The sequence below is a fragment of the Pontiella desulfatans genome, from assembly GCF_900890425.1.
Lineage (GTDB): Bacteria > Verrucomicrobiota > Kiritimatiellia > Kiritimatiellales > Pontiellaceae > Pontiella > Pontiella desulfatans.
Genome location: NZ_CAAHFG010000003.1, coordinates 998,960 through 1,015,164 on the forward strand (window position 1 = coordinate 998,960; position 16,205 = coordinate 1,015,164).

Sequence of the window (16,205 nt, forward strand, 5' to 3'; positions counted from 1 at the left end):
AATATTTGGGTTTTGGTCTGTAGTAGGTTTACCCTGAATCTTTGGATCGTGGACCGGCCCCGGAATCTGAATAAAACGGGAAAATTATGCGAAAATCAGTATGTTTGCTTATGGTTATCGGCCTGTCGGTATATTCAGTATCGGCACAGGTCATTTTTGATGCTGATTTCGAAGATGCTGCACTGATTAATGATCATGTTACATCCGCCAACCTGGATGCGGGAACGGCGGTCGGGTCATGGACCGTTATAGATGACCAGGAATCGGACATCCGCTCAGGCAGCGGCAACAAGGCGTTATTGGCCGATACGGGCACGTACAGCTTTGAGGCAAACTTTTCGGAGACCGCGGTTCTGACCAACAACGGGATAACAATTTCGCTGGATACTTACATGCGCCGCACCGGCGATGCTTCATCCAACGAGGGGAACCTCAAGCCGCAGAAAATTGTCGGGCTTGATTCCCATGGGTATGAGCTCTTCGATATCCGCATCAATGCCGGCATCTGGCATGCAAATGCACAGCGTTTAGGATTTGTGGATTCACTCGGTGCCGAGCGCTATCTGGGCAGTTCCGGGGATGTGAACGTCTATTCGGTGGATACGCCGAACCCTTCCAAGTTCCAAACCTTGGAACTTACGCTGCACGAAACAATGATGGATATTTCCTACGACGGGGCCGTGCTGACCAACGGCATGGCCTATCGCAATTCCGGCATTTCGCATATCAGTAGTATCCGTCTGGCCGGCGTCAACAGCAGTACAGGCGCGTTTTATGACAACATTAGCGTCGCCGCGATTCAAACCAGTTCGAATACCGTTTGGCCGCGGGAAGGCTTTATTCCGCACAACACGCAAAGCAACAACCTGATTCATGTCCGAACCGCCGATTTTGACGGTGTAGGTACCAAGGATTATGTGGTCGCCATGACCGTCGATGAAAAGCTCATTGCTTTTAACCGCCCGGTTGATATCGCCGATCCATCCGCCGACAACCGTCGCTGGCAGGTGGACCTGCCGAATTTTGCGATCATGATTGAGACGGCGGATATCGATCAGAATAATGGACCGGAAGAAGTGTTGGTGCCCGGTACCGATGGTCATTTACGAATGTATTCCGAAGCCGGCACGCTGCGGGAGGACTGGCCGGTCAGCGATGGCGCGCTCTACTGCGCCGGAGTTGGACAGAAGTCAAATGGCGACGCTCGGGTCATCACGGCTGGTGTTGACGGCGACCTTTATTTCTATGATGAAACCGGAACGCAGATTGGAACCATTCGCCCGGACAATGTGGGTATTATTCGCCGTCTGGCCGTTGGAAACTTTGATGGAGTCGGCGGTGATGAAGTCATGATCTTTTACAGCATGAAGGGTTATGATGCTTATCGCTATATCGAGATCTATGATCTGGACACACTCGCGCGGCCTGCCTATTGGGATCTCACCGAACCGATGGAAGATGATGTGGCCCGAATCAATGCAAGCCCGGGCATGGGGTGGACCGATAAGCAGACCGCCTGGGTCTACGATATGGATGGCGACGGCGACGATGAGGTAGTGGCCAACTGGGGGGTACTGCATCCGGAAAACGGCGGTACCAACACCATCCTTTCGGCCGCGCTGCCGGAGGGAGAAAAACTGTATCTTTCCGAATACGAAGATTTCGCGGAACCCACGCCTACAACGTATTATCTGCTACAGCAAGGCGTGCCCGGCAACTTCCACGACGGCCTGACCAATGCGGAAATGTTCACGCTCTATGGCGATGACCTGTATCTGGTGGATTATGATGTGACTCGCTCCGTTAATGCCGACCGGTTCCGCATCATCGACTACAGCTATGCCCACACGCTCTATCACTTTACCGATGGCGCCCGGCTGGAAGATCGAGACGGCGGTCCAGATAAAATGGTGCTCGCCGGTCCCGCGCACGGTGATGACCATTTTTATGTGGTGGATTTGTCCAATAATTTCTGGAAAGAGGATGCAAAACATATCGACGGCAACGGCGTGCTCGGCGCGGTGCGCGACACGCTGGATGATCTGGAAGACGATATTGATGCCTTTAACGGAACCGTTGCGGAAGCCGGAAGGCCGATCTATTACATTAACTATTTTCGCTCCCACCTCGGCTGGGAGATGACGCCTGCAGCTATTGAATTTCATGCCGACGATACGTTGGCTGCCGTGCAGGAGGCGCGCGACCGGTTGGGCGGAACACCCGGCTATGACCCCGAACGCGTCCGCTTTGTTTCCAGTATGTTCGGCACGAAAATCTGGGGCGAGGGGGTGCACTCGACCGATCCCGATGTTACGGCAGCGGGGGTTGAGGCATTTTGTGCGGCGTTGGCGCAGCGCGGGGTTCATTTCTGTGTATCCATCGGTCACCATGATGTGGTGCATATGAGCCCGGAAACCATGGCCGACTGCTTTGAGGCCTCGGTGGTCGATGGCGAATGCTATCTCATGGGGCTGACCGGCGAGCAGGGCGACTCCTCAATAACCGATACCTACATGCCGCACATGGATGCGGTGATTGCCCGTGCGGATACGCTTGCTATCGACCCGCCGCGGCTGGTGATGACCTCAAAAGGGCCGATTTTTTCAGGCATGAACCCCGAACAGGCATCTGCCTGGTGGCCGGCTTATAAAAAGGTTTTTACCCCCGGCATTGAATGCTCCAACAATACGCTGCCTGAATTTTCCTATGCGGAGCAGGTCGGCCTATGGCTCAATGGGTCTGTGGATGGATGGTGTTCCAGCCTGATCGGTGACAACCTGACACCTAACCGCATCGCGGAGTGGGGCGGGGTGCGGAACGGACACGTCGTGTTGCGCCATATGCTTTCGCAGTATTCCCTCGGCGCGGATATCTTCCGCATCACCTCCATTGTGAATCAGGAAAACCCGCTCTATGAGCGCGGCGATACGGCCGATCCTGAACTGGATCTGGCCAACCCTTATCGGCAGGGCGTTTGGAATTTTCTGAAAATCGTCGAAGCAGGGGTCTATCCCAATGGGCCTGATCGGAGTCAGCTCAAAGGCATCTCGCCCGTCGCCGCCTCGCTGCCTGCGCCGAACACCGACTCGCTGGCTCTGAATGCAATCAAGTCGGACTTTACAAAATACGCCACGCATGCGCGGGCGCAGACCTATGTACTCAACGGCCTGAGTGGCTGGGATGCCTATACAGAGGTTCCTGATTTCGATATTACCGCGATTCTACACAATACCAAACGACGCTGGGATAACCTGTTACCGACCTCGCCCTGCGGGTTTGTTCCGATTGTTCCGCACGCCTCGCGTGCTGAGACCGAGGCCCATCCCTGGTGCAACCGCGCCTACGAAACAGATGTCGATACCTGGGCGGAGTTCCAATCATTGGAAACCGCGCGAGACACGATCTCCGCCGAACTTATGGCGCAGCGCACCAACATGCTGTTTTATGTGGATGGCGAATGCTTCTGGCAGGTGACCGAAAACAGGAATGATCCCGACACCCTGTTCGCCCTCGCGATGGACTCCACGGTGCTGACACCGACCGAGCGTACGGTGGAACTGATGAAGGGAGCTGCCGACGGGATTTGGGATGTTTACGATCAGTTGGGTTCCCAGGTTGTTCCGCTCGGAACATTGTCTTCCGGTTCCGATTCGGTGACACTCGCGATTCCTGCCGGTTCCGTTCGCATACTCGCTCTCAAAAAACGTGTTCCAATTTCAACTTCAGTGATGGGGATCGCCTGGGACGGCGGAACCGAGCCGTCGCTGGCCATTTACGGAATTGATGGACGCCTTGTTCCAAGCAACCAGGGGATTCATCCGAGTGGTGGGTCGCTGGATGGAACGTTTGGTCCCGATTTTGCGGGGGCATCAACGGGTGCGAACGGGGCCTATAAGGTGAAGGATTACGATGATCATGCGGCTTCGGGCTGGATCGGTGTGACGATCACGAATAACACCGGATCAACCCTTCAGCTGGAAACCCTGCATTTTGATTATGGTCAATGGTACGTAGAGTCGCCGACCAACGTGGCCGCCTTTTATCAATCGGGCGATCTCGCCGCAACGAACGGTACACCCCTCGGTGCCTTCTCCGCATCCACCCTCACCGGATGGGTGCAGGGGGACTATGATGATTTTTCGGTGGTCTTGACCAATCTCGCCGATTCCAGCCTTGCTCCCGGCGAGCACGCCGTCTTTGAGCTAAGGGCCACGGTGGGAACAACGGCGGCCGGAGGAATCGACAATGTGGCGATCGTTATTTCCGGCCTCGGGAATTTTGATGAGTGGGCGGCCAGCTTCGGGCTCTATGGATCCAATGCCTGGAACTCCGTCGACCTCGAACCGGATGGAATGGATAACTGGACCGAATACATCTTCGGCGGTGACCCGACCTCCGATGATGCATCCGCCATTTTTCCAAGGTCTGGAATGAATGGGGACTGGCTCGAATATGTCCACCGGCGTCGCAGCGATTATCAGGCGCGCGGACTGGTCTACACAGTCGAAGCTTCAACAAATCTGCTTTCCAATGATTGGAACACCCATGGCGTTTCATATGTGGGTTCAGGCTCCATCGATGCCGAAATGGATTCCATTACCAACAGCATTTCCATCGAAGAACATCCGCAACAGTTTATTCGCCTTCGGGTTGAATAAGGATGCTACTGGCTGTTCAGCTGACCAGTAGAATTTTTCAGACTGTTACGGGAGACTCAGGTTTCATGAATTTTATAGGGAAAACACAATGATCAGATTTAAAATGACTTCAGATAAAAAAGTTTTAATCGGGCTGGTTGCCGGAGCCTGCATGGCTTCGGCCGCTCAGACGTATAACACCAGTCATGCGTCGATTGCATCCTATGATGTGCCGGCCTGGTACAGCGAGGGCAAGCTGGGGGTGTTTATGCACCTGAGCGCCTTTTCGGTGCCGGCGTTCAAGAATGAATGGTATGCCTCCAATATGTATTATGCCGATGATATTCCGAACCTGAGACATCCGGAATACCGTAAGTCGTTCCGGGATCATCATGAAAAGACCTACGGCTCCCTGAAGGACTTCGGCTATAAGGATTTTATCCCGATGCTGACCCTGGAAAAGTTCGATGCCGACTACTACGCAGAGCTGATAAAGAAATCGGGAGCGGCCTATTTTGCGGCCCCGGCGATACATCATGATGGTTTTGCCATGTGGGATTCAAAGGTCATCGACTGGAACGCGGCAAAGATGGGCCCGAAGCGCGATGTGGTTGGGGAACTGACCAAAGCGATGCGTAAAAAAGGCATCAAAACCGGGGTATCCACGCACTATGGTCGCCATTGGAAATACTACACCTTCCGCCCTGAGTTCGATACCTGGGACCTTGCCAATGAAGGGCTTTACGGGGCCCGCCGCGGCGACACGGATCCGCCGCGTCCGGAAGATGCGCTGAATTGGGAACAGGTGATGAACGAGCTCGTCGATACCTATCAGCCGGATTATATCTTCGTCGATGGGGGGGTATGCGATGCGCGCGGTGAATACAAGAAAGAGTATTTCCGAGACGCCATGTACCGTGTTGTGGCTCGATATTACAATAAGAGCGCGGATTGGGATAAAGAGGTGGTCCTTTCCTGGAAGCGCGACGCCATGAAGAAGGGCGAGGCGGTGTATGATTCTGAAGGTTCCCTTGAAGATGGCATTCCGGAGCGCCCCTGGCAGGCGCATTTCACGGTAAATGGAAGCTGGGGATATACCGGAGAAAAACCGGGATGGCCGGCGGATAAAATACTGCGTGGGTTTGTGGATATCATCAGCCGCAATGGAAACCTGCTGCTGAATATCGGCCCGCGCCCGGATGGAAGTCTGGATGAAGGGCAGGAACAGGTACTGCTTGAAATCGGCCGGTGGCTGCAAATCAATGGTGAAGGCATTACGGGTTCCAGACCTTGGAAAATCTATGGTTCAGGAAAGCTGAACAGTCTCGCAGCAGGGTCCCCGGATTCAAATAAAAACGACAAAGACGCAGTGCGCTACACCCAAAAGGACGGAGCCCTTTACGCCTGGTTCGCGACTTGGCCGGAAGACGGCAAGGTCACGCTGCCGCAGGCGGGAAGTTTTAATCCCCAAACGATCAAGCCCTTGGGCGCTAACGGTGAACTGAACTTCGTAAAAGAGGGCCATGATCTGATCGTCGAGCTACCGGCCAAGCCGTTTGGCCGGTATGTATGGGGGCTTAAGCTTACGCACTAGTCGTCGTTGTTTTTCTTCTATATCGCCCTGCCAGCATACGCTTTGGCGGGGCGTTTTCATAGTTGGGATAAACCGTCCCACCTGTTGACTTGGCCAGTAGCGGCGAAGCCCTGTCCGGATTAGTATCAACCGATGATAGATGTGCTTTCCAGCGAGGATATGATTCGGCCCAAAACCCGTTACCTAAGGGAACATGATGAAGAATAGATCAAAGAGATCAGATGGCGTCATGAAGGGTGCACCCAGCGGATTTATGGTCAGTCTGCTGGTCCATGCCGCCGCGTTTACGTTGGCCGGGCTTCTTGTGGTCTTTAACGTGGTCCAAAAGGAGGAGAAAAAATTTGTTCCGCCCAAACCGGTTGATCGGCCGAAAATGAAGCTGAAAAAACCGAAGGTAAAAATAAAGAAAACGGCCAAGCCCAAATCCACCACACGGATTGTCACGAAAGTGAAGCAGGCGAACATGCCCGACATTCAATTGCCCGAAATGAGCGGGATGGGCGGGGAAGGGTTCGAAATCGGCGGGTTTGATATTATGCCGGATCTCGGTGAGCTGTCCCTGCTGGGCAGCGATCAGACCATTGGCAATGACTTAGAGGGCACGTTCTACGATTTTAAGCGGAACCGGAGCGGCGGTTATATCTCCATGGATGGAGAAAACTGGCAGCGGGGCGTTCATAACTTCCTGCGCAGGGGATGGAGGACCTCCAACCTTTCGAAATACTATCGTGCACCCAAGAAAATTTATACGACCTGCCTGGTGATCCCGCCCGTGCTTTCGTCCATCGCACCTTCGGCATTTGGCGATAAAGATGCCTCGGGTGTGTATTGGATGGTTCACTACAAAGGGCAGATTGCCCATAACAAAAAAATCACCTTTCGTTTTCATGGCATAGGCGATGGCTTTATTGCTGTACGGGTGAATGGCGAAATGGTGTTGCTGACCGAGTGGACGCATGTGGATACGGGCTTATCCAATATGGAAGGTGCCATAACCGGAAACCTATGGGAGTCGGATTCCGCCGATTCGCGAAAATATGTTATGGGGAATTCCCGTGCCGTGGTCGGCAGCTGGATTACGCTGGAGCCGGGAGAGGCGCAGGACATCGATATTGCCATCGGGGACCAGGGCGGGCAGGCCGCAGCCATGCTGGCCGTTGAAGTCGAGGGCGTTGAGTATGAAAAGAGCAGTCAGGGTGGCCCGATTCTTCCCGCGTTTAAAACGGAAAAAATTTCACGGGACCTGATGGATATCATCTACAAGGATCTGGTGGAGGAGGAGGTTTCATTGACGGCCGGACCGGTCTTCAATGATTTTGGCTCCTACGAAGCCGTTCCTGAAGAAACCGTGACGGAAGAAAAGGTTCCAATGGTTGAACCTGCACCACCTGTTGAAATTTCTCCGATGCGCACCTGGGCATTTGAAAAGCCGTTGGAAGCCGAGTTGGTAACCGTGCTCGGTAGAGAAGTCGTGCTCAAAAACACAAAAGGTAAAACCATCAAGGTGCCAACGAATCGATTTAATGAATCAGATATGGAATACATTGAGTTATCAAGGCCGCCAAAGTTTGACATTAATTTTACGCGAAATAATCAGCAGCGGTTGTTTAAGAATCGGATGGAAGTGGGCGAACCGCGGCCTCCGCAGACGCTGAGCCGATACGGTGTGCGGATCAAACAGACCGGAAGCGGTTCGTATAATCACGAACTTAAGGTTGAACTGTTTGCGATCGGTCAGGAACGCCTGGGCGATCGGTATATACTGTTTGATCGCCAGACCACCCGCTTTATACCCACCGTTGAAAATGGACGATCCCATGAATTTCTCAGTGAACGTACCGTGGTGATGGACAACTATGAGGTGGATGCGGAACCGCGTGGTGAGCGATATGCCGGTTATCTGGTAACGATTACGGACAAGCGGGGAGAAGTGATTGCAGTGGATACATCTAACCAGTGGCTGCTTGATCATATCGATAATCTGAAGAAACAGAAGCCGGGGAACTATATGGATAAGGCCTGCACCCGTGTCTTTCCGACCCGACCTCCGAAAACCCGGTATTAGTCGGTCGGGTGTATATATAGTCTATTTGAATGGAGTTGTATTTATGAAGAAAACGTTCGTCAGTATATTGTTTTTATTTGGAGCTGTGCTTGGCATGTATGCCAAAGAGCAAGTGCCTATGCCAGACCGGAGTGTGGTGTATAAAACGGTCGACGATGTGTCGTTGAAGCTGCACATTTTTAATCCGGAAGGGCACAGGCCATCGGACATGCATCCGGCGATCATCTTCTTTCATGGCGGGGGCTGGAACGGTGGCGGGTATACGCAGTTTTCCGGACAGTGCGATTATTTTTCCTCGCGGGGCATGGTTGCCATAACGGCGGAATACCGCACGGCTCAGAAAAACGGAACCTCACCGCAGGAATGTGTGAAGGATGCCAAATCCGCACTGCGATGGGTTCGCGCTCATGCAGCCGAACTCGGGATCGATCCCAACCGGCTGGCTGCAGGCGGCGGTTCGGCGGGCGGGCATCTGGCGGCTGCGACTGCGATGCTGGATGGATATAATGAAGAGGGGGAAGATACATCGATCTCTTGTGTTCCGAGCGCCCTCGTACTGTTCAATCCCGTGGCGGATAATGGTCCCGGTGGGTTTGGGCATGATCGGGTGAAGGCCTACTGGGAGGATTTTTCTCCGCTGCATAATATCCACAAAGATGCGCCGCCGACGATTATTCTTACCGGATCGAAGGATACGGCGTTCAAGCCTGCGAGCGCAAAAGCCTACAAAGAAAAGATGGAAGCGTTGGGCCGTCGCTGTGATCTGAGGATTTATGAAGGCCAACCCCATGCATTTTTTAATCGGGGCCATAGTGAGGAAATGCATTTTCAAACTATGTTGGATGCGGATCAGTTTTTGGTTTCGCTCGGCTATCTTCACGGTAAAGCACCGGCTCTTCACGACCTGATGGGTGAAGAATCAAATGTCGTCGATGACAACAAGGTCATCGCGGATTTGGCGGCGAAGATGGAGGGCGGTGTGAGTGAAGACGGCCTGCATTGGCGTCTTAAGCTGGCAGATCCGCTGCCGATGCCAAAGGGCGGCGGCTGGTTTGAGGATGCAGGTCTGGGCTTGTTTATGCATTGGGGGCCGGCCTCCGCGTGGTATGGATCGCCCTGGGTGATGCGCCGTCCGGCCGGTGAAGGGGTTGATGGGCCGATGGCGGTGGCGAAGGACTATTACGAGACTTCGATGCCAAAATTCACCGCAGCTGCCTATGATCCGGAACTCTGGATGCAGGCGGCGAGTAAAGCGGGATTTAAATATGCCGTGCTGACCTCAAAACATCATGACGGCTACACACTCTGGCCGAGCGACCATACCGATCTCGGCACGCAGACCTATTTGAACGGTCGTGATTTACTGAAACCCTATGCCGATGCCGTGCGCAATAATGGTATGAAGGTCGGGTTCTATTATTCCGGTGTGGACTGGTGGCTGGACCGCGATTACATGAACTACAGCTGGGAAAAGGAAAACGGCTGGAATTTTGAAGGAAAGTCTTTTGATGCAACAACCCTCGAACCGCTGCCGATGGAAATCGTTGAGCAGAAGAAACAAATCGCGTTTGAGGTGATGGAGCGGTATCGCCCCGATCTGTGGTGGTGGGATTCCGGCCTGCCGGTCTCGCTGGAAGAAACGGCGCTGAAATATAATCCGGACATGCTCTTTAACAACCGTGGCAATTTTCATCATGGAGGTGAGATGAAGGGGACCTATCCCGGTGCGCACTATGTGACCCCCGAAAATTTCCACATGGTTGAATGGGAGAGCATGAAAAAATTGCAGGCGCTTGGCCGAAAATGGGAAGTCTGCATGAATTTCAATCATGGCAAGGGCTGGTTTTATGAAGGCCGCACCGGAGACAGCGAAAAAGCCGGTGGATTGGATGGAATTATTTTTGCACTGGCCCGCGTGCGCTGCTGGGGAGGTAATATGCTGTTGAACATTAAGCCGCGCGAAGATGGAACCCTTCCGGAGGCCAATTATGATGCTTTTGAAAAAATGGCGCGCTGGATGGCCTGGGGCGAAGTTTCGATGTTTGATGTGGAGGGTACCCATTTCCCGGAACAGTCCAACGTGCCCATCACGTCCTCCAGGGATGGCAAGATCTGGTATCTGCATGCGCGGCCCGGCGAATCACAGTGGCAGCAAGGCGCGTTTTATACCCACTGTGAACCGGGTAAACCCATCCGTGTGAGCAATGTGCCGGAGGTAAAGTCGGTCAGGCTGCTGCGCACCGGGGAGCCGGTGACTTATACCTATGAAAATAGAACCTTGTTTATTCCAAACCCCGATGCCGGTCCCGACGGTCTTCATGAAGTGGTAGAACTTAAGTTCTGATATGAAAGGGAGAAAGAGGATGAAGAATTGGATCTTTGCCGTGCAGCTGTGTTCAGGTTTGCTCGGGGTAGCATGTGCCGGGGCGAACCTGTTGTCCGATGCACAGTTTTCGGGGGGAAAGGGAACGTATCCGGATGAAACAACATCGCCGTGGTTCACCGCTGGAGAGAAGGGCGGATGGGCGACGCTGATAGATTCCGAACGATCTTTTGATAACCATGGGCAATCGCTGAAGTTTAATCGTTGGCGTGGCGATATTAACGTCTTGCAGAATACGGGGCATGTGATTCAGGCGGGTCATGATTATCATATATCCCTATGGATAATGACTGATGAGCCGAGTGACGATCCCGCCCATACCGCAAAACCGGGTATTTTTGTGACGGTAGCATCTGCGAAGCAGCCGGATGGTCCGTTTCATTTCAGGAAACAGTTTTTCTGGGAGATCACCACCTCAAAACATGGGGTGTGGGAGCGTATTGAGGGATCCATTGACGCCGCTGATCTTGAAGAATGGATTGGTGAGTGTATTCAGTTGCGTATTGTGAAAAAGTCGCTGAATTCATCCCATGCGATCTGGGTGGATGATATTCAGCTACACTCGTTGTCGAATGGAGAAGAAGTTGAGGTCAGTGCAGGACTTCTTTCGTATTAGTCAGGGAAAAAGCTGCATTGAGGAAAGATGACGGGATTGAAGGGTGGCCCGGTCTGGGATGGAAGTTGAAGTTGCACTTCATGACGCTGTAGATGGCCCTTTAACCCGGGAATATATGACGGAAGAAAAATCGGGCGTCCTTGAGGAGACAAACCGTCTGGCATCCGGCATTCGGTTCTGTCAGATTACCGGAACCTGCGGAGGACATAACGGCGCTGCGGGAGTAGTCCGATATCAACCACCTAGAGGATTCTGCAGTAGTAGAGTCATGCGGTTTCCGGCATATTATCCGCTTTTGGTTAGCAGGCCTATTTATGAAGAAGATTGTGTATATGTTCGCGGTGTTGGCGGTGTCGGTCGGAGTGATTGCCGCAGAATCGAAACCCAATGTGCTGTTTATTGCTGTGGATGATTTGAAGCCCTGGCTGGGGTGTTATGACCATCCTGTGGTGAAAACGCCGAATATTGACCGTCTGGCGGCATCGGGCACGGTCTTTCGGAATACCTATTGCCAGGTCGCGTTGTGCGGACCGAGCCGAATGAGTGTGTTGACCGGGCTGCGACCGGATACGACCGGAATTTACAGCATGGGATCGGGCTGGGCGTCCCAGCAGATCGGAGCGGCCCGGGAGCGGGTGCCGGGACTGAAGACGATTCCTCAGTATTTTAAGGAACACGGATATACATCGCTTGGGTTCGGCAAGGTGTTTGATTCGCGGAATACCGATAAGCATCAGGATGCGGTCAGCTGGAGTAATAAAGGCGGCGTCCGGTGGGATTGGAATACGGACCTTTATCCACTTAAACCGGTTGGCGGCGGCTATCAGGACCCGGTGACCCGGAAAATCCTAGATGAGGCGTATAAGGAAGTGACGCGCCTCAAAATGGAAAAGCCGCAACGCACGGCCTATCTCTCAACCATCGAAGGTGCACGTCCGGTTTGTGAGGCACTGGATCTTCCTGACGAAGCCTATGCCGAGGGCAATGTGATGACCGCGCCGGCGTTGGAGGTGATCCGCCAGCATAGCAAAAACGGTAAACCTTTTTTCCTGGCGGTGGGCTACTACAAACCGCATCTGCCGTTTGTTGCACCGAAGAAATACTGGGATCTATATGATCCGGAAGAGTTTGAGATTGAACCCGTTCAGGTTTATCCGAAAGACGGCGTTGCTGTGGCTGAAACGGACTATATTGAAGCGCGCGGATTTCATCCGGTGCCGGAAGAAGGGCCGATTCCGGAAGCGCTGCAACGCCATATGCTGCATGGCTATGCGGCCTGTGTCTCCTATGTCGACGCCCAGGTGGGAAAACTGCTCCAGGCCTTGGAAGAATCCGGGGTCGCCGATAATACAATCATCTGTCTTTGGGGGGATCATGGATTCCATTTGGGAGACAAACAGGTGTGGGGCAAGCATACGAACTATGAGCAGGCCACCGAGGCGCCTCTAATTATTTCTTCGCCGGCGATTCCCGGAGGTGTGGTCGAGGATGCCGCCATGACCGAACTGGTGGATCTCTTTCCAACGCTGTGCGAATTGGCGGGATTGGAAGCACCTGAAAAAACCGATGGACGTAGCCTTGCGGGAATTATGCGGGGTGAGGAGCTGGATGCGGGTAAAAGTGCGATCAGTCAGTACATGCGTCAGGATGAAGAGCTTGGTTCCGTGATGGGCTGGGCCATGCGCACGTCGCGATACCGCTATGTGGAGTGGCGCCGTATTGTTAACGATGATGGAAATGTAACCTGGTCCGGGAATGTTGTTGGTTGTGAGCTTTATGACTATAAGAACGATCCGAATGAAACAAGGAACCTTGCGACCTCCATTGAACATCGGGGAGTGATGACCGAATTACAGCAGGAATTTGACCGGGTGATGCCGCATCTACCCGATAGGAGTCTGGATACATGCGATCATTGAGCAGTTTATTATTGGGATCAGCTCTGCTGACGGTTTGTGGTGCCTGCCTCGCGGAGAGGTCGCGCCCGAATATCATCATCCTGCTGGCAGATGATCTGGGCTACGGTGAGCTTGGATGTTATGGGCAGGAAATGATTCAGACCCCGACAATTGATGCGTTGGCGGCCAAGGGACTTAAGTTTACAGATTTCTATGCCGGCACCTCGGTTTGCTCGCCTTCCCGAGGGGTCTTAATGACCGGTATTCATGCGGGGCACGCCACCATCCGTGGCAATAAGGGATTTTATCAGGTCAATGGTTCGTGGGACCGGGTGGCCTTGAAAAAGAGCGAAATCACCATTGCGGAAATGCTCCGGGATGCCGGGTATCAGACGGCCTTTGTCGGGAAATGGCATTTGGGCATTCCGGAAGATGTATCGACCTGGGCATCGGGGCGTGGCTTTGATTTTGCGGTTCAGGAACAGTGGGGGCCTAAAGCGGAGGGGGGCGAGTTCGATGAGCGGGATCACCAGGTGAATGGCCGTGAAGAGGTGATATTCCACGACTATACCCAATACGACTGTCTGGATGAGTTCCGCACGGACATTATGCTCAAATTCCTGGATGAGCAGCGAGATCAGGAAAAACCGCTGTTCCTCTTTATGTCCTATCGCAGTCCGCATGCGCATGAGTTTTATCTCCGTGAAACGGAAAACTATAAGGATCGGGGCTGGCCGGAAATCGAGCGTCGTCATGCATCACGAATAACGATGCTGGATGAACAGATTAAGCGACTCCTCGCTAAGCTGGAAACCATCGGTGATATGGAAAATACTTTTATTTTATTCACCAGCGACAACGGGCCTCATCGCGAGCATAAACATGACCACACCTTTTTTAACAGTGCCCAGGGTCTCAATGGATATAAGCGCGATATGTATGAAGGGGGCATTCGGGTGCCGGGCATCGTCTACTGGAAAGGTAAATCGCAGGTCGGCGTAAGCGATCATCCTGCCATCTTTTATGATGTCATGCCCACGCTCGCGGATGTTGCCGGCATTGATGTTCCGGAACAGACTGATGGCATTTCTTTTCTGCCTGAGGTGATGGGGACTCCTCAAAAAGAACATGATCTCTTATACTGGGAACTCCAGCATGCCAGCGGGAAGGAGAGCGGCTTCCGTCAGGCGGTTCGCAAAGGGGATTGGAAGGCGGTGCGATATGCTAACAAAGGGCGGACGGAACTCTATGATTTAAAAATCGATATCAACGAAACAACAGATGTGGCGGACCTGCATCCGGAAGTGGTTGAGCGGATGAACCGGATTCTTACGCAGAAAAGCGAAAAGACCGAACTGTATCCGTATGCCGGCGGTCCGGGGCAGTGAGGTCCACTAGATTACCAGGCTTTAACAAGGTTGTTAAGGAGAGAGCATAATGCGCAGCTATATTGGAATTTTGATTTTTACTTTGGTGGGCAATCTACTGGCGCAGCAACGTCCGAATGTGGTTGTGGTGCTGGCCGATGATTTGGGGCCGGGCGATATCGGGTTTTATCATCGACAACGGACCGGCGAAAAAGAGCTGATTCCTACACCGAATATGGACCGTCTGATTGCTGAGGGCATGCGGTTTGATGATGCCCATTCCGCTGCACCGCTCTGTGCGCCGAGCCGCTTCGGTATGCTGACCGGCAGCTATTCCTATCGAAACTATAAACCGTTTGGCGTTTGGGGCTCGTGGGAGAAGACGGGCCTTGCTCCTCGTTTTACAACCTCCGGAAAAATTGCGCAGGCGGCAGGATATGCGACGGCCTTTTTCGGCAAGTCGGGCATGGGCGGTGATTTTAAGGTGGTTGATGCTGAAACAGACTTTGCGTGGAAGGATCGATATAAAAAATATGATCTGGCGCGTCGGACCAACGGGCCGAACCAATGGGGATTTGACTATTCCTTTGAGCTGCCGAGCGGAATTCAGAATCATCCCTTTGCTTTTTATGAAAACGGGCAATGGATGCCGCTGAAACCGGACTCCGAATGGAAGATGATCGGACCGAAGCAGAATGCCTATGATATTTCCCGGAAACACAATGATTTGACGCAGGTAGGGGATTCCAATTGGGATCCGACCTTGGCGGGACCGTTGTTGGCTGAAAAAGCCAAAGCCTTTATTGAGCGACAGGTGAAGACGTCGCCGACTCAACCGTTTTTTATGTATTACTGCACTCAGGCTGTGCACATTCCGCATACGCCGCCGAAGGAACTCAATGGGGTAAAGATTGCGGGGACCACACCCGGGCCGCACGGCGATATGATCAAGGAGCTTGATGCCCAGGTCGGTGTGCTGATCCAGACCTTGGAAAAAGCGGGCATTTTCGACAATACGCTGTTTATTGTAACTTCCGATAACGGCGGGCTGGCGGCCGATCCCGAAGCGGAAAAACTCGGGCATGATCCAACGAACGGCTGGAACGGCCTAAAAGGCGCCGTGCGTGAAGGGGGCCACCGTGTACCTTTTATGGCCACGTGGCCCGGCGTAATAGAGCCGGGCACTCAATCGGGCGAGACGATCAGTGCGCTGGATGTGGTGGCGACGCTGGCGGCGGTGTGCGGTCAGGAAATTTCTCGAAATCAGGTAATGGACTCCGTGAACCTGCTTCCGCTCTTGAAACAGGAGAAGGGGGCCAAAGGGCATGCGGTACTGGTGCATTATTCCCAGGGTGGAAGTGCTGCCCTACGGCAGGATGAATGGAAGCTACATGTGTACGGAAAAAATCTGACAAATCTTAAGCCGAAACTGCTCTATAATCTTGAAAGCAACCCGCAAGAGGATGAGAGCAAAAATCTCCTGAATAATCCCGAATATGCCGAACGGGCGGAGCGGATGCTGCAAACCCTCCAGGAATGCATAAAAGGGCCTACGGCTGAGTTATAACGGCACTGGCATCTTCGTGAAAAACGCGCGTGTGACATTCGTCTGCGCGCGTTTTTTGATTTCGACCTAGAGATTCCT

General features: G+C 53.1%; 8 protein-coding genes. All 8 read left to right on the forward strand.

All coding sequences use genetic code 11. The annotated features are described in order from the left end of the window. The first annotated feature begins 86 nt into the window (after nucleotides 1–86). The 8 genes from E9954_RS24705 (at nucleotide 87) to E9954_RS24740 (ending at nucleotide 16,127) form a co-directional block, all read left to right on the forward strand. Nucleotides 87–4,658: a hypothetical protein gene (locus tag E9954_RS24705; RefSeq protein ID WP_136081938.1), complete on the forward strand. Its 4,572-nt coding sequence runs from the start codon at nucleotides 87–89 to the stop codon at nucleotides 4,656–4,658. 88 nt (nucleotides 4,659–4,746) lie between these two features. Continuing rightward, a complete protein-coding gene (locus E9954_RS24710) occupies nucleotides 4,747–6,231 on the forward strand; it encodes an alpha-L-fucosidase (RefSeq protein WP_136081939.1) in 1,485 nt (494 codons plus the stop codon). A 193-nt stretch (nucleotides 6,232–6,424) separates the two neighbouring features. Next, nucleotides 6,425–8,296 carry a hypothetical protein gene (locus tag E9954_RS24715; RefSeq protein ID WP_136081940.1) on the forward strand — a complete coding sequence of 624 codons (1,872 nt, stop codon included), beginning with the start codon at nucleotides 6,425–6,427 and terminating at the stop codon, nucleotides 8,294–8,296. A 43-nt stretch (nucleotides 8,297–8,339) separates the two neighbouring features. After that, on the forward strand, nucleotides 8,340–10,640 hold the full coding sequence (locus E9954_RS32750) for an alpha-L-fucosidase (protein ID WP_168442583.1): 2,301 nt from the start codon (nucleotides 8,340–8,342) through the stop codon (nucleotides 10,638–10,640). Between the two features lie 19 nt (nucleotides 10,641–10,659). Beyond that, complete coding sequence (locus tag E9954_RS24725) at nucleotides 10,660–11,295, forward strand: hypothetical protein (RefSeq protein ID WP_136081941.1); 636 nt, start codon at nucleotides 10,660–10,662, stop codon at nucleotides 11,293–11,295. Nucleotides 11,296–11,609: 314 nt separating this feature from the next. Next, the gene (locus E9954_RS24730; protein WP_136081942.1) at nucleotides 11,610–13,214 is read left to right on the forward strand and encodes a sulfatase; all 1,605 of its coding nucleotides are present in this window, start codon (nucleotides 11,610–11,612) and stop codon (nucleotides 13,212–13,214) included. Then, on the forward strand, nucleotides 13,202–14,581 hold the full coding sequence (locus tag E9954_RS24735; protein ID WP_136081943.1) for a sulfatase-like hydrolase/transferase: 1,380 nt from the start codon (nucleotides 13,202–13,204) through the stop codon (nucleotides 14,579–14,581). The genes E9954_RS24730 and E9954_RS24735 overlap by 13 nt, the downstream gene beginning before the upstream one ends. A 49-nt stretch (nucleotides 14,582–14,630) precedes the next feature. Continuing rightward, nucleotides 14,631–16,127: a sulfatase family protein gene (locus E9954_RS24740; RefSeq protein ID WP_136081944.1), complete on the forward strand. Its 1,497-nt coding sequence runs from the start codon at nucleotides 14,631–14,633 to the stop codon at nucleotides 16,125–16,127. The last annotated feature ends 78 nt before the right edge of the window (nucleotides 16,128–16,205 follow it).

What these genes read in the sequence shown, in the direction of transcription:
- E9954_RS24705 (WP_136081938.1), top strand. Translation starts at nt 87, where the DNA reads ATGCGAAAATCAGTATGTTTGCTTATGGTTATCGGCCTGTCGGTATAT.
- E9954_RS24710 (WP_136081939.1), top strand. Translation starts at nt 4,747, where the DNA reads ATGATCAGATTTAAAATGACTTCAGATAAAAAAGTTTTAATCGGGCTG.
- E9954_RS24715 (WP_136081940.1), top strand. Translation starts at nt 6,425, where the DNA reads ATGATGAAGAATAGATCAAAGAGATCAGATGGCGTCATGAAGGGTGCA.
- E9954_RS32750 (WP_168442583.1), top strand. Translation starts at nt 8,340, where the DNA reads ATGAAGAAAACGTTCGTCAGTATATTGTTTTTATTTGGAGCTGTGCTT.
- E9954_RS24725 (WP_136081941.1), top strand. Translation starts at nt 10,660, where the DNA reads ATGAAGAATTGGATCTTTGCCGTGCAGCTGTGTTCAGGTTTGCTCGGG.
- E9954_RS24730 (WP_136081942.1), top strand. Translation starts at nt 11,610, where the DNA reads ATGAAGAAGATTGTGTATATGTTCGCGGTGTTGGCGGTGTCGGTCGGA.
- E9954_RS24735 (WP_136081943.1), top strand. Translation starts at nt 13,202, where the DNA reads ATGCGATCATTGAGCAGTTTATTATTGGGATCAGCTCTGCTGACGGTT.
- E9954_RS24740 (WP_136081944.1), top strand. Translation starts at nt 14,631, where the DNA reads ATGCGCAGCTATATTGGAATTTTGATTTTTACTTTGGTGGGCAATCTA.